Genomic DNA, 16338 nt, shown 5'->3' with positions numbered 1-16338 from the left:
GTGGGAAGCGATGACCGCAGTGGTAGAAACCCTGAACCTCGGCCACGGGCCACGCACAGTGATGGTTAAAGACACCATCGATGTGGCGGGCTATGCCACCCGGGCTGGCAGCAGGGCGCTGGCTCGGGCCGCCGCCGCACAGCAGCATGCTGCTGTGGTCAGTGCCCTGCTGGAGGCTGGCTGGCAGATCAATGGCAAAACCAATCTGCATGAACTGGCGTTCGGCACCACAGGGATCAACCACTGGACCGGCACGCCTGTGAATCCTGCTTACCCCGCGCTTATCCCCGGTGGCTCTTCCAGCGGCTCGGCCGTTGCCGTCGCTGCAGGTCTGTGCGATGCCGCGTTGGGTACCGATACCGGTGGCTCGGTGCGCACTCCGGCTGCCTGCTGCGGTGTCTTCGGTATGAAGCCGACCTTTGGCCGGGTCAGCCGCGCTGGCGTCATGCCTGCGGTAAGCAGCCTCGACTGCGTTGGCCCGCTCAGTCGCAATATGGACACACTTATCCAGGTAATGGCGGCTATTACCCCTGATTTTGCCGCTGTTCCCGAATTTTCATCTCTGCCTGCCAAACCGCTCGGCGTGCTGACTGCGACCGCTCAGGCCGGGGTCAGTGCTACCGTCAGCGACGCACTGAGTCGGGCACAGCTGCCGCTGATAGCGGTGGCATTGCCCGGAATGCAGGAGGCGTACAGTGCAGGCATGGTGATCATCAACCGTGAGACCTGGAATGCCTGCGAGCCGCTGGTCGCCAGCGGTCTGGTCGGCAGTGATGTTGCCGACCGCCTGCTGGCTGCCAGTCAGACCAGTGATGAACAGCTGGCGCAGGCCGAGCAGACCCGCAACCGCTTCACTGCAGAAGTGGATCGCCTGCTGGAGCACTGTCTGGTGCTGGCCATGCCGACCCTGCCTGACTATCCCGTCGCCCTGGCAGATGCCGCGGATACCCGCGCACTGCTGGGCATGACGTCCTTTGTCCGACCTTTCAACCTGACCGGTCATCCGGCTATCACCCTGCCATTGCAAGGGCCTTCCGGCCTGCCCGTGGGCCTGCAACTGGTGGCTGGCAGAGGGCAGGACGAGCTGCTGTGCAGTGTCGCCCGTGAGCTGAGCGAACGTCTGGAACTGAACCGAGTTTGATCGTGGAGAAGCACATGACCGCCTTTGAAGCGTCCCTCCGGGGGACAGCCCATGCTGCGCTGGGTGGCGACACCTTTGCGGCTCTGCTGCAGGACATTCGTCAGCGTGCCCGCAGCGGTGAGTTTGATCAGCAGCGCTATATCTCGCAGGACATCATCGAGCGTCTGCGCGATATCGGCATCTACCGGGCACTGGTACCGCGTCGTTTCGGTGGCGATGAATGCAGCCCGCGGCAGTTCTGTGAGCTGATCGAGGCCATTTCTCATGCCGATGGTTCGGCGGGCTGGGTGGCCAGCTTCGGGATGGGGGTGGTCTATCTGGCTGCGCTGCCGCCGCAGACGTTCGCCCGTATTTATGCCGACGGCCCGGACAAGGTCTTTGCTGGTGGCATCTTCCCGCCTCAGCCTGCCGAATTTGTTGAAGGAGGCCTGCAGGTCAACGGTCGCTGGAAGTTTTCCAGTGGTTGCATGGGGGCCGATCTGGTCGGTGTGGGGATTGCGCCACGGCAAGGTGAAAAGCTGGGTTTGCCGCGTATGGCAGTGATGCCCGCAGGGCAGGCACGCATTGATCCGACCTGGGATGTGGTCGGCCTGATCGGGACTGGCAGCCATGATCTGGTGGTTGAGGATGTGGTGGTCGCTGAAGACTGGACCTTCGTGCGTGGCGGCGCCTCCAACCTGAATGAGCCGATGTTCCGCTATCCCACGCTGTCTTTCGCCACCCAGGTGCTGTCGGTGGTGGGGCTGGGAGTGGCACGGGCGGCACTGGATGAGCTGCAGGCCATGGCCGGTGGCCGGGTGTCAGTCACCGGCGCGCCCAATCTTGGCCAGCGTCCTATTTCTCAGGTGGAAATCGCCAGAGCCGAAGCCGAATTGCGCGCAGCACGCGCCTTCTTTTACGACGCCATTGATGCGGCCTGGGCCTCGCTGCTGAGCGGTGATGAGGTACCGGCAGAGCAGATCAACCTGCTGCGGCTGTCATCTACCCATGCGGTACGTGTTGCCGCCGAAGTCGCCCGTTCGGTGCAGATGCTGTCGGGCATGACAGGCGTCTATCGCGACAGCCCGCTGTCACGCTTCGTCAACGACACCCTGGTGATCACACAGCATGCCTTTATGGGAGACATCACTTACCAGAACGCGGGAGCGATGTTTTTTGGGCAGCCGCCCTTACCCGGCTATCTCTGATAACGAGGTCAGAGAGATCGTGCTGCAAGCCTGAATCCTGATTCAACCGACTGTTTTCGCTGGAGACTGACTATGACCGACAAGAAACCCCTGCGCGTGCTGTTCTGCATGGGCATCAACCAGAACTTCTTCGATGCACCACGCGCTGAGCAGCTGGAGGTGTGGGCTGCGTTTGGCGAAATGTGGAACGGTATTCACGACATGGCCGGTATCGGTGTGCTCGGCAATATGGATGACGACCAGAGCATGGTTGGCCCGTCCGACGGCTGGCCCTGGACGACCTATCTGCTGGCGGATGTCGCTGACATCGACACCGTTCATGCCGCCTGCAATCTGTTTCGCACCACTGCGGTGGGCGATGGCACCTACAAACTGTGGCGGTACGCCAGGGTGGAAGCCCGGGTTGGCCGCGAACTGATCGTGCAGCGTGCCTGAGTCAGACAGAGGAAAGCAGGGCAATGACGACCGATGACGTGGTGACGCTGCAACAGCAGGTGGCGCAGCTCACGCTGCAGGTGGACCGCCTGCAGGCTGCACAGGCGGTCAGTGCCTGCCTGCACCAGTACATGCAGCTGTGCGATGAGCTTGATGAAGGTTTCGACCTCGCCCCTCTGTTGGCGCTGTTCACCGACGATGCGGTGTGGGAAGGCAAGGGCAAGCGCTATGCCGGTACTTTCGGACGCTGTGAAGGCAAGGCAGCCGTAGCGGCGATGTTCGCAAAATATACCCGGCCTCCGGCGCACTTTGCCCTCAATGTGCACTTTCTGACCTCTGAATGGGTCGAGGTAGACAGCGCTGACAGTGCACGTGGCCGCTGGGTGCTGCTGCAGACCGCGACTTTCGCTGATGGCCGGTCACAGCTCAGCAGTGCCTTGCTTGAGGTGCATTTCCGCCGTCAGCAGGGACGCTGGCTGATTGCCCGTTTCTGTACCACCAGCCGCTTCAACCGGCCAGTAAACAGCCCCTGGGATAACCCGGCCCCTTTGCCCGTACCCAAGTGACTGCCGGTCCGGTCAGCGGGGCTGGCCGGGTACAGCGATTAGACTGTGAGAGCGTAACGATGAGTGAATTGATCAAACTGCACAACGTCAGCCTCAAGGCGGCTGAGATGGTGGAAGAAGGGCGGGTGCACAAGGCGCTGTACTCTGACCCGGACATCTTCGAGCAGGAGCTGGACCGGGTGTTCAATAACACCTGGGTGTTTATTGGCCATGAAAGCGAAGTGCCCGAAGCCGGTAGCTACAAGACGGCCTGGGTCGGGCGGCAGCCGGTGATTCTCAGCCGTGACCGCAAAATGAACCTGCATGTACTGCAGAACCGCTGTCGCCACCGGGGCGCCACGGTCTGTGAAGGGCGCAAGGGCAAGACCAAAAGCTTCACCTGCCCCTACCACGGCTGGGGGTATGCGCTGGACGGCGAGCTGCGCGCCCTGCCCAAGCCCGAAGAGTATGACGGCGTGATCGACAAGAGCGAGCTGCCGCTGATGCGCCTGCGTCATGAGTCCTATCGCGGCATGGTGTTCGCCACGTTCCGTGAGGATATCCAGCCGCTGGAAGACTTCCTCGGTGGGGCGAAAAAGTGGATTGATCTGTTTATGAAGCAGGGCGGTGGCTACCCGGTGAAGGTGCTGGGGGAGCATCGTTTCAATTTCCCCGGCAACTGGAAAATCCAGCTGGAGAACACCACCGACGCCTATCACTTCCCCATCATTCATAAATCCTTTGTGTCATCGCTGGATGATGCCACTGCGGATATTTTCGACTTCCTCAACGGTGACGGCTTTGTCGAAGACCTCGGCAATGGTCACAGCGTGATGGTGATGATCCCTGAGCTGGTTGATCTGGAAGCGGATCTGGAGCAGCCGATTCCTGCCCGCTTCAGTGAGCTGGCAGCGGCCCTGCGCGAAGAAGGCCGCAGCGAGGAGGAGGTGAAACGTCTGGTACGGGCCGCTCACGGCACCGGCTTCAACCTGAACCTGTTCCCCAATGTGTCCTGTTCGATGGCGTTCTTCCGCGTACTGCGCCCGGTATCTGTCAGTGAAACCGAGATCCAGCATGTGGCGCTGGGTGGCGAGGGGGCACCGGTCGCCTTCAACCGTAAACGTATGCGCCTGCATGAGCATTTTCAGGGGCCGATGGGCTTCGGCACGCCGGATGACGGCGAAGCCTGGGAGCGGGTACAGAAAGGTTCACTGGCTGGCACCGATGGCTGGATTTTGGTCAACCGGGGTATGGGCAGGCTGCGTCAGTCTGCCGATGGCAACGTCGCCGGTGCGGTCTGTTCAGAGACCGGTATGCGCGGTGCGTATCGCCAGTACAAGAAGATGATGGCGGCGGCTGAGGAGTAAGCAACGATGAAAACCAACACCGAACTGCTGAGCAAAGTGGCCGGATTCATCTGGTACGAGGCTGATCTGCTCGACCACAAGGAGTATCAGCACTGGTTGCAGCTGTGGTCTGCCGACGGGCTGTATATCGTGCCGACCGATATTAACGAGACGGATTACCTCAACACCCTGAACCTGGCGCTGGACGATGCAGATATGCGCCGCATGCGGGTCGCACGGCTGGAAAGCGGCGAGTCGGTGTCTGCCGATGCGGCCGGTAACACCGTGCGCATGGTGTCGCGGATTCGCCTGCTGGAGGCGGGCGAGGAGCTGGTGATCGCCCGCTGTGCCATGACCCTCAATGAACTGCGACACGGCAGACTGATTACCTATCCGGCTGATGTGGAATATCAGCTGCGGCCGGTCGGTGACGGCTTCCTGATAGAGCGCAAGGTTATCCGGCTGCTGCACGCCGAAGGCTTCCTGCGTACGGTCAGCTTTATTTTCTGACAGTGATTCATCTGCTTATCTTTACCCGCTCAAGGAGCCCGTATGAACCCTTCAGAGCAACAGGTTGCCCTGGTAACCGGCGCGGCCCGTGGCGTTGGCCGGCACATTGCCCGCCGTCTGCTGCAGGCAGGCTATCGTGTGGTGATCACCGATATTGACGGCGCTGCTGCCACCCGTACCGCACAGGAGCTGGATGCCAGTGGTGAACAGGTGCTGGCGCTGGCCCTGAATGTGGCGTGCAAGGACGATTTTGTCGCGGCACTGAACGCGGTGCTTGAGCACTGGGGCCGCCTGCAGGTGCTGGTCAACAATGCCGCGGTCACCCGCGCCACGCCGGTCATGGAGATTGACCTGCAGGAGTTCAACGAGGTGGTCAGCATCAACCTTGGCAGTGTGTTCGCCGGCTGTCAGGTCATCGGTGGCTACATGGCGGAGCAGGGTTATGGCCGCATCATCAATATGGCTTCCCTGGCCGGACAGAATGGTGGCACCTCTACCGGTGCACATTACGCGGCGTCCAAGGGCGGCATCCTGACCCTGACCAAGGTATTTGCCAAGGAGCTGGCTAAAGGCGGCGTGACGGTCAATGCCGTGGCGCCGGGGCCCATTGAATCACCGATGGTCAGGGAGCTGGTCAGTGCCGAACGTTTGCCTGCACTGCTCAGTGCCATCCCGGCCGGACGACTGGGTGATGCCGACTTTATCGGCGATGTGGTGGTGCAGCTGGCCCGCCCGGAAGCCTATTTCACCACCGGGACCACCTGGGATGTGAATGGTGGCCTGTTTATGCGTTAAAGGCGTTGTCACGGGTTTCTGCACTGGTGATTACGTTCTGACTGGCTGTGTTGTGCAGCAGTTAAGCCATTACCGTCGGCAAAGGTGCTGATATGTCTGAAGTGATGTCTGATTTACTCAAAGTCGTGGTGCGTCGTCGTGAGCAGCACGGTGAGGCGGTGATCGCGCTGGAGCTGGTCGACCCGAACGGGCAGCCACTGCCTGCCTTTGAAGCGGGTGCCCATATTGATTTGCATCTGGGGGAAGGGCTGGTACGCCAGTATTCCCTCTGTGGTGATCCGGCTGATACCAGCGCCTATCGTCTGGGGGTGCTGCGTGATCCGCAGTCACGCGGTGGTTCGGTGGCTGCTCACGCCCTGCAGGAAAGCAGCGAAGTGCAGATCAGTGCGCCGCGCAACCTGTTCCCGCTGGCCAGCAATGCAGGCCACTCGCTGCTGATCGGCGCAGGCATCGGCATTACGCCGATGATCGCCATGGCCTATGCCCTGCACCGTGCCGGGCAGTCGTTCGAGCTGTATTACTGTGGCCGCTCCCGACAGAGCAGTGCCTTTGTCGAGGATCTGCTGCACAGCCCGTTTGCCGCACAGGTACGGCTGCACTTTACCGCCGAGCATGGCGGTGCGCGTCTGGAGCTGCCGCAGCTGCTGGCCGGTGTCGCAGCAGAGCGTACCCATCTTTATGTCTGTGGCCCGGTCAGTTTCATGGACGCGGTGATCAGTGCCGGGCAGCAGCATGGTCTGGCCGACAGCCAGATTCATCGTGAATTCTTTCAGGTGGAGGTCGACAGCCATGGCGACAGCTTCGAAGTAGTAGCGGAGCGCAGTGGCAAGACCCTGACCGTGGCTGGCGATCAAACCATCGTTGAGGCGCTGGCTGAGGTCGGTATCAGGGTCAAGGTGTCCTGTGAGCAGGGTGTCTGCGGCAGCTGCCTGTGTGATGTGCTGGAAGGGGAGCCGGATCACCGGGATGTCTATCTGACCGACGATGAAAAGGCCGATAACGACCAAATGACTCTGTGCTGTTCCCGGGCGAGAAGCCCGCGGCTGGTGCTGGATATCTGAAGCAGGAGATTGACCATGATCGACTCACAACAATTTCGTAATGGCATGGCCCTGCTGGGCGGTGCGGTGTCCGTCATCACCACTGACGGTGAGGCAGGGCGCTTTGGTTTCACAGCATCGGCAGTATGCAGTGTTACCGACAACCCGCCGACGCTGCTGGTTTGTATGAACCGCAGCTCTTACGCCAACGCCCACTTCAAGGCCAACAGGGTGCTGTGCGTCAACGTGCTGACCGGTGCTCATCAGGGGCTGTCAGGCGATTTCGCCAACCGTGACATGACCAGTGATGAACGCTTTTCCAGCCACGGCTGGAGTACGCTGGAAACCGGTGCACCGGCACTGGATGAGGCGCTGGTCAATTTCGACTGCCGCATCAGTGATATCCATGAGATTGGCTCGCACACGGTGTTCTATTGCCAGATCGCAGATATTCGCCTGAGCGGTACGGATCACGGGCTGGTCTATTTCAACCGTGCCTATCACTGTCTGGGGCAGACGCAGCAGCATGTCGCCAAAGGTTGAAGTGCGTCTGCGGCCGGTATCCATTACCTTCCTTCCACCTGCTCACCCTTGGGTGAGCTCCTTCCAGCCTTCGCCGCGTGCACCCTGGCACCACCAGCCGGTGTGCGCTGGCTGATGCAGATAACAGGGATGAACTATGCGGCGCTACTACCGGGGGCACGACCTGCAGCGGATTCACAGTGTGGCGGAAATGGCGGCGGCGGCGCGGGCGTGCCTACCTCATTTTGCCTGGGAGTACCTGGCTGGTGGGGCAGAGGATGAACTGACCCTGAGTCGCAACCTCAGCGATCTGCAGGCCATCGGCTTGCAGGCCCATACCCTGCGGCCCTGTGCGGAACCTGAGCGTGCCGTCACCCTGTTTGGCAAGCGCTATCCCTTACCTCTGGGTATCGGCCCCAGCGGCTATAACGGCATGCTGTGGCCGGAGGCTGATCTGGCACTGGCCCGTGCCGCTGCCCGGCGTGGCCTGCCGTTTACCCTCAGTACGGTGTCCAATGCCACGATAGAAGCGGTGCGGCAGGCGGCGCCTGAGCTGGATTTCTGGTTTCAGTTGTATCCGATGAAAGCGGCCGAGATGCAGGAAGACCTGATCCGGCGGGCTGAGCGTGCCGGTTGTGAGGTGCTGGTGGTGACCACCGATGCCTCCATCCTCGGTAACCGTGAGTGGGACCGGCGCAGCTTTGCCCGGCCACGACAGCTGAGCCTGCGCAGCAAGCTGGATGTGCTGCTGCATCCCGGCTGGATGAAGCGGGTACTGTACCCCGGTGGTATGCCGGTGCTGGGTAATCTGGCGCCCTATATTCCACTGGCGGAGCGCAATGCGCTGGGCTCGATGAAGTTTGTCAGCGAGCAAATGGATACGCAGTTCAGCTGGGACAAGCTGGCGCGGCTGCGGCAGCGCTGGCAGGGCAAGCTGGTACTCAAGGGGATTCTGCACGAAGACGATGCGCTGCAGGCTGTTGCGCTGGGTATGGACGGTATTGTGGTGACCAATCATGGCGGTCGTCAGCTGGATGGCTCGTTCAGCAGTATTCAGGCGCTGCAGCGGATTGCACCGGCAGTTGCCGGGCAAACCACGCTGCTGTTTGACAGTGGCATCCGTCGTGGTACGGATATCGTCAAAGCGCTGGCGCTGGGCGCCGATGCGGTGCTGAGTGCCCGCGCCACCCTTTATGGGGTGGCCACCGCAGGCGAGGCGGGCGCAGGCCGGGTACTGGACCTGCTGGCCGATGAGCTGAAGCGCACGCTGCAGCTGATGGGCTGCGAGGATATTGCTGCCCTCGGCCCGCGCTGGCTGGGTTAAGTCCGGCCCCGCCGTTCGCGGTGCACTGCGTTTTAACCTCGCTCAGCCTGGCGGTGATGGCCGCTGACAGAGTGGTTATGCTGTCGCAGCTGCAGCAGGCTGATGGCGCCCCAGCCCAACACCGCCAGTACCCCGTATGCACTGGCAATCTGCAGCAGACTGAAGTGACCTGACAGCTGCCCGGCAATCAGGGTAGGGATCGCGGCACCGCTGTAGGAGGTGGCGTAAATGGTGGCGAGGATGCCCGCACGGTCTTCCCGGGCGGTACCATCGACCAGCGTATGAATGCTGCCACTCAGGGTCGCTCCCTGACCCATGCCCACCAGTGCACTGGTGAGCAGGAACCACAGCAGCTGGCCGTGCGCCAGTGACAGCAGCACCCCTCCCACCGCCAGCGTAAACAGTGCCATTCCGCCCCATTGCGCTGTGCGTGCAGTCAGCCTACCGGCCAGCGATGCACCGATCAGGCTGGGGGCCATGACCGAGGCAAACACCAGAGCGGCAGCCAGTGCGCTGGCCGAGTGCAGTTGCTCTCGTGCCATAGCGGGCCCGAAGGCCTGATAAAAACCACCGAATGCCCAGGTGCAGACAAATGCCCATGCCGCAACGGGAAAGGCTTTGCGTGCCTGCTCAGGCAACGCCAGCCTGGGTTTCAGTGAGGCAATCACCCCCGGCTGGCGAAGGATCGTTTCGTTGCCACGGGTGAGTAACCAGGCACAGGGCAGTAACATCAGCCCTACCACGAAGAAGGGCAGCTGACGTGGCAGCGGTGCGATGTCTACCAGCGTGCCGGCACTCAGCCCGCCCAGCGTTAAGCCTACCATCGGGCCACAGCTGGTGATGGCCGGCGCCAGCCATGCGGGCGACCGCGGTGCGCTGTCCACCACCCAGGCACTGAGAGCGGTAGAGGCCAGCCCACAGGACAGGCCCTGCAGCAGACGTCCCACCAGCAGCGGCCCCGGACTGTGAACATTGAGCAGTACAGCGCACGCCAGTACCACCAGCAGCAGGGCCAGTAGTGACAGCGGTCGCCGTCCAAGATGGCTGGATAGACGACCCAGCACCAGCAGAGCGGTGACGGCACCCACAAAGTACACTACGGCGCTGAGAGACAGATCGCCGTAACTGAGACCGTCTTGCGCACGGTACAGCCCGTAAAGTGGAATAGGCGTGGCCGATGCGGCGTAGACCACCAGCAGGGAAAGGCTGGCACCGATAAAGGTTCGCCAGTCAGCGTCAGGCTTCATGCGCGGCTACCTCGTGATATGTGAGTGTTGTGCTGAATAAGCAGAAACGGCAGCGGCCCCGTGTTGCTGCGGGGCCGCTGCCTGACCGGTGTGTGTGCACCGGTCGGTGCGGGGGCAGAACTGCAGAAGGCGCTTACTGGCTCAGGGTTGCCAGATGGCGTGCCAGTGCTTCCCGGGCGCGGCTGGCCATGGTGCTGTCAGTGCGGTCAGCCAGCACGTTGCCAAGCTGCTGCAGCTGGGCGGCTGTCAGCCCGGTATTCATGCTGATACGGATATGTGCCTGCAGCTGGGGTTCGGCACCGGCTATAGCCGACAGCATACCGACGGTAGCCAGTTCGCGGCTCTGCCAGTCCAGATTGTCACGCTCGAAAATATCGCCGAACAAATGGCTGCGCAGGAACTCGTTGGCGGCCGGGGCAAAGTCAAACAGGGGCCCGCCGACCGGTGCGCCCGCCAGACGGGTCTGGTTTGCAGTACCGGCGGCCAGCAGTGCCTCTCCCTGCGGAATCGGCTTGCCGGGCTCACGGCCGGGTGCGTCGTTAATACCCTGCTGTTTACGCGCTTCGACCACCTTCATCAGCTCAGCCAGCGCATTGAGGCTGCGCGGAAAGCCTGCATAGGCGTAGAGCTGCAACAGTACTTCCTTTGCTTCGCTGATCGTCAGCCCGGCATCCAGCCCTTCATTCAGTGCGCGCTGTAAACCGGGCATATCGCCTGCGGCGGCATAGGCCGCAACAGGAATGATGGCCTGCTGACGCCGGGTCAGAGTGTCTGCTGTAGTCACTGCCGTGGCGGGCTGCTGGCTGTCCTGCTGCTGAGCATGGGCGGCTTGCGGCAGTTCACCGAGCCCCAGTGCCAGCGTCATGGCGCCAATGGCCAGACCTGACTTAGTGGTTTTGGGCTTGCTGGTATTGCTCATCGCTGACCTTCTCCATCCAGTTAACGTTATTGCCATCGACAGTGGCGGTGACGGCCATATGCGTCATCGCTGTAGCGGAGGCCGCGCCGTGCCAGTGTTTGACGCCGGGAGGGCACCAGACCACATCGCCGGGGCGGATAATCTGCGCCGGCTTGCCCCACTCCTGTGTCACACCGACACCTGAGGTCACCACCAGCCGCTGACCGGCAGGATGGGTGTGCCAGGCGGAGCGGGCACCAGGCTCGAAGGTCACGAGGGCGCCTGAGGCATTAATGTGGTCGTCGGCAGGCCAGACCGGATCGATACGTGCGCTGCCGGTAAAGAACTGGGCGGGGCCGGCAATCGATGCCTGTTCACCTGCGCGCACAATCTGCTGTTGTGATGAGGCGACATCATCCGCATGTGCTGCACCTGCATACAGTGCTGCTGCAGCGAGCAGCGTTAGTAAACTCCGATAAGGCATGTCTTCACTCTCCTTTGATTAACGTGCGGTGTAGCCACCGTCGACCGGCAGTGCCACGCCCACCACGAAGGTGGCGCCGGGGCTGGAAAGCCAGAGAACAGCGTCAGCTATTTCCTCTGAGGTACCCAGACGACGGATGGGTACGTCTTTCATCATCTCGTTCATGACGTCGGTTTCGCCTTCCAGCATGTCTGCGACCATCGGTGTTGCGATGATGCCGGGGCAGATCGCGTTGATACGAATCCCCTGCGCCGCGTACTCCAGTGCTGTGCTTTTGGTCATCCCGACCAGTGCGTGCTTGGCGGCGTGGTATGCCACCCGTCCGGGTACGCCTACCAGTCCGCCCAGTGATGAGTTGTTGACGATGGTGCCACTGCCCTGAGTCCGCATCTGCAGCAGCTGGTACTTCATGCACAGCCAGACTCCGCGCATGTTGATATCGATAATGCGGTCAAAGACTTCGCTCGGGACATCTGCCGTCTCCACGGCGGGGCTCTGAATGCCGGCATTGTTAAACGCCGCGTCCAGACGGCCGAAGGTTTTGACTGTTTTTTCCACCAGCAAACTGACATAGGCCTCGTCGGTGATATCGCCGGGGACGGCCAGAACCTGATGACCTGCGGCGGCCATCTCATCGGCGGCGGCCTGTAAGGCGTCACGGCGAATATCAGCCAGCACCACGGCCGCGCCTGCTCTGGCAAAGGCGCGCGCTGCTGTCAGCCCCATGCCTGAGGCTGCACCGGTGACCAGCGCCACCTGGCCACTGAAGTTGTACTCAACAGAAGTCATACATACATTCCTGCAATAAACGTGAGCCCGTCAGGGGCGTAGTGGCATCCGCTCCTCAGCTGAGCTGGTAGCGCGAAAAACGATAGGTCAGTGCAGGCCCCTGACGGTGGCCATAAGCCAGCTGCGCAGTGAGCATGGCAAAGGGTTCTATGTAGCGGGCGATGTGCAGAGGGCCGGCATCTTCCGGTGCAAACCCGGCATCGCTGATCAGCGCTGCTGCTGTCTGCCGGGCTGCGGGGACGTCACTGCAGTACAGCAGGGAAGGTCGCGGTGACTGATGACGATGTTCATAAACCGGCAGCAGCACTTCACTGGGCGTGGTCTGGAAGGTGGCGACCACGGCGGCATGGGGCAGTCGCTCGGCCACGACTTCTGCCCCGGAGTGGTGATGGGCCACCACCAGCTCGGTATCGCTCAGATTGAGTGGCACACAGCACGTCAGTACCACCTTGCCTGACAGCGTGCCAGCCTTAGCCAGTACGTCATCGAGCTGGCTCCAGTGCACCGCCAGCAGGATCACCTCAGCGCTGGCTGCCTCTGCGACCGTACCTGCCCGGGCGTGACTCCCGGCATGGCGGGCCAGCGCCTGCAGACGCGCTTCACTGCGCGAATAGCTGAACGTCACCTCGTGACCGGCACGTGCCAGCACAGTACCTATGTTGCCGCCCATGCGACCTGAACCAAGAATGCCTATCTTCATGGGTGTTCTCCGACTGCTGGTGCAGAGGCAAGGCGTGAGTCTGGCGGTGGCAGGGCGCCACCGCCGCGGATCAACTACAGGGCCAGCTGCAGAATGTTGACCACATCCTGAGGAGTGATGTCGCCATGCTCACCCAGCTGCACAAACTGATGTTCTTTGAGCTTGGCTACGACTTCGGCAATCACGCGCTCGTCCAGACCGTAGGCTGACAGGCGGGTCGCCACGCCCATTCTTTCGAAGAACTGGCGTGTTTGCTCAATCGCTTTAAGGGCAACCTGCTCAGGCTGGGTATCCTCGATGTGCCAGACGCGACGACCGTACTGCACCAGCTTTTCCTGCTTCTGCTGCAGTTTGTAGGTCCAGATGGCCGGCATCATGATGGCCAGTGTCTGGCCGTGGTCCAGACCATAGAGCGCAGTCAGCTCCTGCCCGATCAGGTGGGATGCCCAGTCACCCGGTACGCCGGTGGACAGCAGTCCGTTGAGGGCCATGGTAGCGCTCCACATCAGGTTGGCGCGTACCTCGTAGTTGGTCGGCTCACTCAGTGCTTTGGGGCCTTCTTCGATGATGGTCGACAGCAGACCTTCGGCAAAACGGTCCTGCACTCTGGCATTGACCGGATAGGTAACGTACTGCTCCAGCACATGAACCATGGAGTCGACCACGCCGTTGGCTACCTGACGGGCAGGCAGGGAGTAGGTGGTACGCGGATCAAGGATGGAGAACTGTGGGCGCACGTAGTCAGAGTTGAAGAACAGCTTGTCTTTGGACGAGGCGCGGGTAATGACGGAGGTCGGATTCATTTCTGAACCGGTCGCCGCCAGGGTCAGCACACAGCCAATGGGCAGTGCGCCCTGCACGGCGGCGCCAAAGCTGGCGATGATCTCCCAGGGATCGCCCTGATGGGCCACGGCTGCGGCGATGAATTTGGTCGCATCAATGACCGAGCCACCGCCGACCGCGAGGAGGAAGTCGACCTGCTCAGCGCGCGCCAGGGAAACGGCTTCAAGACAGGTTTCCAGATGTGGGTTGGCTTCGATACCGCCAAACTCAAACCAGGTAACTCCTTCCAGTGCCTGAGTGACCTGAGTGAAGATGCCGTTGTTCTTGATACTGCCGCCACCGTAGACGATCAGTACGCGTGCCTGAGCCGGGATCTGCTCGCGCAGGGCAGCAATCTGTCCCTCGCCGAAGATAATCCGGGTGTTATTGAAGAAGGTGAAGTTGTTCATGTGAAGTCTTGTCCTCAGCGACTCTGCCGGTGGCGAGAGCCCTGTTGCTGCGCGGCACGCAGTGGCCGCGATGAAATACGGGGAGTCGGGTGGCTGGCAGGTCAGGGCGGTGATGGCTGCCTGACGTGCCTGCGCTGCTGAACTCAGTCTTTTTTCACCGGACCGGCGAGGTAAACCTCATCGGTAACGGGTTCCAGCCAGTCAACGGGTTTGCCATCCAGAAATTCGTTGATGGCAACATGCTGCATGGCTGTGGTGTCGGTGGCGCCATGCCAGTGGCGACGTCCGCAGTTACACCAGATCAGATCACCGGAGCGGATCTCTGTCTTAGGGCCGCCTTCACACTGGGTCCAGCCTACGCCGTCAGTGACCAGCAGAGCCTGACCCAGCGGATGGGTGTGCCAGTTGGTGCGGGCGCCCGGTTCAAAATTGACAACGGCCACTCCCACACGGGCGGGAGCCGGCGCAGTGAAGATGCGATCAATGCGTACGCGGCCGGTAAACCACTCGGCAGGCCCGGTAATGGCTTTGCTGGCGCCGGCGCGATGTACTTGCATGTCGTCATTGGTCAGATCGGTATCAGTCATGGCGGTCACCTTGTTCTGTAGTGAATGAACAAAGTGTAGTGACTGGCTATTAATTCGAGTATATGCAGAATAAAGAACTCGGAATGAAGCAGAGCTTAATAATGTTCTTGAACGGAATGAACGATCTGGTGGTGTTCGTGACGGTGGCCCGGGAGGGGAGTTTCACCCGTGCGGCAGCGCATCTGGGGGTTTCGCCGTCCGCTGTCAGTCAGACCATGCGTGGTCTGGAGGAGCGTCTTGGCGTGCGTTTGCTGACCCGTACCACTCGCAGCGTCACCCGTACCGAAGCCGGTGAGCAGCTGCTGAGTGAAATCGCTCCCCTGCTGGACCAGATCGAGGCGCATCTGAGTGCGGTATCGGAGCTGCGCCGGCGCCCTTCAGGCACCGTGCGTATTACTGCCGATGAGTTTGCAGCGCGCCATGTGCTGTGGCCCAAGCTGCTGCCAATACTGGAAAGCTACCCGGAGGTAACGGTTGAACTCATGACGGACTACGGCCTGACCGACATTGTGGCTGAGCGCTTTGATGCTGGAGTGCGTCTTGGCGGGATTATCGATGCGGATATGGTGGCGGTCCCCATTGGCCCGGATATGCGCATGGTGACGGTCGCGGCACCGGCTTATCTGGCCCGTTATGGGGTGCCAGAGCAGCCGGAGGAGTTGATGGCGCATCGCTGTATCAATCTGCGCCTGCCCACCCATGGTGGTCTCTATCCGTGGGAGTTTGGCAGCGGGGAAAACGAGTTTCGCGTGCGTGTCTCAGGCCCGCTGATCATGAACAGTGTGCTGCAGATTCTTGAAGCCTGCCTCGCCGGTGTCGGGCTGGCGCAGCTACCGGATGCCCAGGTGCAGCCCTATCTGGACAGCGGTGCCCTGACGGAGGTACTGGCACCATGGTCTGACAGCTTCCCCGGTTACCATCTCTATTACCCCAGTCGTCGCCAGCAGACGGCAGCATTCCGGCTGGTTATCGAGCATTTGCGCTACCGGCGGGACGCGTCATAAAGGCCAGAACGTGGCCGTGAAGGGGGCGGCCACGTTCTGCAGGAACCCCGGATGGCTACTCTGTCCTGCGCATCGTCACCTGCATGGCGCTTTTGCCGGCGAACAATGACATGTCAGCATTGATACGACCCAGAGATACCAGACCTTTGGCATAACCAAAGTCGCGATAAAAAATCGCCAGATTGCCCCAGGGGGCATAGTAAGTGATATCGCCCACCTCCGGATCGATGCCTGCCGGAGCCCCCTGCAGGGAGAGTTTCTTCGGCAGGTCGGCTATCTTTTCGTTGGAGGCATAGTCTGTCAGCGTCAGTGTTAACGGCAGCAGTGACATGAAGTCCCGGCTGGCGGCGCTGTCGTTGAGGGTGGCATCAAGGGCTTTGCCATTGACGAGCAACTGTATTTTCACGGTGAATGATTCCTCTTCTGAAGTGCGGTGGGCCTGCGTGAGGCTGTCAGGGCTGACAGGACTATCATGGCTGTCATGGATGACAGGGGAGCTGCCGGCTGCCCGGCAGACTGTCATATCCAGCAGCATCAGTACCCACAGCAGCA

The 16338-nt window shown here is 61.2% G+C and carries 18 protein-coding genes and 1 pseudogene; 11 read left to right on the top strand and 8 right to left on the bottom strand.

The annotated features are described in order from the left end of the window. Positions 1 to 10 precede the first annotated feature (10 nt). From QCD60_RS02400 to QCD60_RS02355, 10 genes are all read left to right on the top strand, one after another. On the top strand, positions 11 to 1141 hold the full coding sequence (locus tag QCD60_RS02400; RefSeq protein ID WP_279782069.1) for an amidase: 1131 nt from the start codon (positions 11 to 13) through the stop codon (positions 1139 to 1141). A 14-nt stretch (positions 1142 to 1155) separates the two neighbouring features. Beyond that, positions 1156 to 2328: an acyl-CoA dehydrogenase family protein gene (locus QCD60_RS02395; protein ID WP_279782067.1), complete on the top strand. Its 1173-nt coding sequence runs from the start codon at positions 1156 to 1158 to the stop codon at positions 2326 to 2328. 72 nt (positions 2329 to 2400) lie between these two features. After that, on the top strand, positions 2401 to 2763 hold the full coding sequence (locus QCD60_RS02390) for an IacB protein (protein ID WP_279782065.1): 363 nt from the start codon (positions 2401 to 2403) through the stop codon (positions 2761 to 2763). Positions 2764 to 2786: 23 nt separating this feature from the next. Next, a complete protein-coding gene (locus tag QCD60_RS02385; protein WP_279782063.1) occupies positions 2787 to 3329 on the top strand; it encodes a nuclear transport factor 2 family protein in 543 nt (180 codons plus the stop codon). Positions 3330 to 3388: 59 nt separating this feature from the next. Beyond that, the gene (locus QCD60_RS02380; protein WP_279782061.1) at positions 3389 to 4675 is read left to right on the top strand and encodes an aromatic ring-hydroxylating dioxygenase subunit alpha; all 1287 of its coding nucleotides are present in this window, start codon (positions 3389 to 3391) and stop codon (positions 4673 to 4675) included. 6 nt (positions 4676 to 4681) lie between these two features. Continuing rightward, positions 4682 to 5164: an aromatic-ring-hydroxylating dioxygenase subunit beta gene (locus tag QCD60_RS02375; RefSeq protein WP_279782059.1), complete on the top strand. Its 483-nt coding sequence runs from the start codon at positions 4682 to 4684 to the stop codon at positions 5162 to 5164. A 42-nt stretch (positions 5165 to 5206) separates the two neighbouring features. Continuing rightward, positions 5207 to 5959, top strand: coding sequence for an SDR family NAD(P)-dependent oxidoreductase (locus QCD60_RS02370; RefSeq protein ID WP_279782057.1), 753 nt, complete (start codon positions 5207 to 5209; stop codon positions 5957 to 5959). A gap of 92 nt (positions 5960 to 6051) precedes the next feature. Further along, positions 6052 to 7020 (top strand): PDR/VanB family oxidoreductase, encoded by a 969-nt coding sequence (locus QCD60_RS02365; protein ID WP_279782055.1) that lies wholly within the window; start codon positions 6052 to 6054, stop codon positions 7018 to 7020. A 15-nt stretch (positions 7021 to 7035) separates the two neighbouring features. Then, the gene (locus tag QCD60_RS02360) at positions 7036 to 7542 is read left to right on the top strand and encodes a flavin reductase (RefSeq protein WP_279782053.1); all 507 of its coding nucleotides are present in this window, start codon (positions 7036 to 7038) and stop codon (positions 7540 to 7542) included. 136 nt (positions 7543 to 7678) lie between these two features. After that, positions 7679 to 8845 (top strand): alpha-hydroxy acid oxidase, encoded by a 1167-nt coding sequence (locus QCD60_RS02355; RefSeq protein ID WP_279782051.1) that lies wholly within the window; start codon positions 7679 to 7681, stop codon positions 8843 to 8845. A 32-nt stretch (positions 8846 to 8877) separates the two neighbouring features. On the opposite strand, the gene QCD60_RS02350 is transcribed toward QCD60_RS02355, so the two are convergent. The 7 genes and pseudogenes from QCD60_RS02350 to QCD60_RS02320 form a co-directional block, all read right to left on the bottom strand. Then, positions 8878 to 10092, bottom strand: coding sequence for an MFS transporter (locus tag QCD60_RS02350; RefSeq protein WP_279782049.1), 1215 nt, complete (start codon positions 10090 to 10092; stop codon positions 8878 to 8880). A 133-nt stretch (positions 10093 to 10225) separates the two neighbouring features. Continuing rightward, positions 10226 to 11011: a carboxymuconolactone decarboxylase family protein gene (locus QCD60_RS02345; RefSeq protein ID WP_279782047.1), complete on the bottom strand. Its 786-nt coding sequence runs from the start codon at positions 11009 to 11011 to the stop codon at positions 10226 to 10228. Continuing rightward, positions 10980 to 11474 (bottom strand): cupin domain-containing protein, encoded by a 495-nt coding sequence (locus tag QCD60_RS02340; RefSeq protein ID WP_279782045.1) that lies wholly within the window; start codon positions 11472 to 11474, stop codon positions 10980 to 10982. The genes QCD60_RS02345 and QCD60_RS02340 overlap by 32 nt, the downstream gene beginning before the upstream one ends. An 18-nt stretch (positions 11475 to 11492) precedes the next feature. After that, entirely contained in the window at positions 11493 to 12263 is a 771-nt protein-coding gene (locus QCD60_RS02335; RefSeq protein WP_279782044.1) for a glucose 1-dehydrogenase, read from the bottom strand. A 55-nt stretch (positions 12264 to 12318) separates the two neighbouring features. Continuing rightward, positions 12319 to 12966: pseudogene (locus tag QCD60_RS02330) on the bottom strand (NAD(P)-binding domain-containing protein); the annotation flags it as partial. Positions 12967 to 13037: 71 nt separating this feature from the next. Beyond that, entirely contained in the window at positions 13038 to 14195 is a 1158-nt protein-coding gene (locus QCD60_RS02325; protein WP_279782042.1) for an iron-containing alcohol dehydrogenase, read from the bottom strand. 143 nt (positions 14196 to 14338) lie between these two features. After that, positions 14339 to 14782 (bottom strand): cupin domain-containing protein, encoded by a 444-nt coding sequence (locus tag QCD60_RS02320; protein WP_279782040.1) that lies wholly within the window; start codon positions 14780 to 14782, stop codon positions 14339 to 14341. A gap of 101 nt (positions 14783 to 14883) precedes the next feature. On the opposite strand from QCD60_RS02320, the gene QCD60_RS02315 reads away from it, so the two are divergent. Next, the gene (locus tag QCD60_RS02315) at positions 14884 to 15786 is read left to right on the top strand and encodes a LysR family transcriptional regulator (protein WP_279782038.1); all 903 of its coding nucleotides are present in this window, start codon (positions 14884 to 14886) and stop codon (positions 15784 to 15786) included. Between the two features lie 55 nt (positions 15787 to 15841). On the opposite strand, the gene QCD60_RS02310 is transcribed toward QCD60_RS02315, so the two are convergent. Continuing rightward, positions 15842 to 16192, bottom strand: a complete 351-nt coding sequence (locus QCD60_RS02310; protein ID WP_279782036.1) for a cyclophilin-like fold protein — start codon at positions 16190 to 16192, stop codon at positions 15842 to 15844. Positions 16193 to 16338: the final 146 nt, after the last annotated feature.

The organism is Pokkaliibacter sp. MBI-7, assembly GCF_029846635.1.
Taxonomy (GTDB): Bacteria; Pseudomonadota; Gammaproteobacteria; order Pseudomonadales; family Balneatricaceae; genus Pokkaliibacter.
The sequence above is the reverse complement of the archived record's forward strand: the minus strand, read 5'-3'. Positions and strand labels throughout refer to the sequence as shown.

Bases quoted from the DNA above. Each gene is read 5' to 3' on its own strand.
- QCD60_RS02400 (WP_279782069.1), top strand. From the start codon at position 11: ATGACCGCAGTGGTAGAAACCCTGAACCTCGGCCACGGGCCACGCACA.
- QCD60_RS02395 (WP_279782067.1), top strand. From the start codon at position 1,156: ATGACCGCCTTTGAAGCGTCCCTCCGGGGGACAGCCCATGCTGCGCTG.
- QCD60_RS02390 (WP_279782065.1), top strand. From the start codon at position 2,401: ATGACCGACAAGAAACCCCTGCGCGTGCTGTTCTGCATGGGCATCAAC.
- QCD60_RS02385 (WP_279782063.1), top strand. From the start codon at position 2,787: ATGACGACCGATGACGTGGTGACGCTGCAACAGCAGGTGGCGCAGCTC.
- QCD60_RS02380 (WP_279782061.1), top strand. From the start codon at position 3,389: ATGAGTGAATTGATCAAACTGCACAACGTCAGCCTCAAGGCGGCTGAG.
- QCD60_RS02375 (WP_279782059.1), top strand. From the start codon at position 4,682: ATGAAAACCAACACCGAACTGCTGAGCAAAGTGGCCGGATTCATCTGG.
- QCD60_RS02370 (WP_279782057.1), top strand. From the start codon at position 5,207: ATGAACCCTTCAGAGCAACAGGTTGCCCTGGTAACCGGCGCGGCCCGT.
- QCD60_RS02365 (WP_279782055.1), top strand. From the start codon at position 6,052: ATGTCTGAAGTGATGTCTGATTTACTCAAAGTCGTGGTGCGTCGTCGT.
- QCD60_RS02360 (WP_279782053.1), top strand. From the start codon at position 7,036: ATGATCGACTCACAACAATTTCGTAATGGCATGGCCCTGCTGGGCGGT.
- QCD60_RS02355 (WP_279782051.1), top strand. From the start codon at position 7,679: ATGCGGCGCTACTACCGGGGGCACGACCTGCAGCGGATTCACAGTGTG.
- QCD60_RS02350 (WP_279782049.1), bottom strand. From the start codon at position 10,092: ATGAAGCCTGACGCTGACTGGCGAACCTTTATCGGTGCCAGCCTTTCC.
- QCD60_RS02345 (WP_279782047.1), bottom strand. From the start codon at position 11,011: ATGAGCAATACCAGCAAGCCCAAAACCACTAAGTCAGGTCTGGCCATT.
- QCD60_RS02340 (WP_279782045.1), bottom strand. From the start codon at position 11,474: ATGCCTTATCGGAGTTTACTAACGCTGCTCGCTGCAGCAGCACTGTAT.
- QCD60_RS02335 (WP_279782044.1), bottom strand. From the start codon at position 12,263: ATGACTTCTGTTGAGTACAACTTCAGTGGCCAGGTGGCGCTGGTCACC.
- QCD60_RS02325 (WP_279782042.1), bottom strand. From the start codon at position 14,195: ATGAACAACTTCACCTTCTTCAATAACACCCGGATTATCTTCGGCGAG.
- QCD60_RS02320 (WP_279782040.1), bottom strand. From the start codon at position 14,782: ATGACTGATACCGATCTGACCAATGACGACATGCAAGTACATCGCGCC.
- QCD60_RS02315 (WP_279782038.1), top strand. From the start codon at position 14,884: ATGTTCTTGAACGGAATGAACGATCTGGTGGTGTTCGTGACGGTGGCC.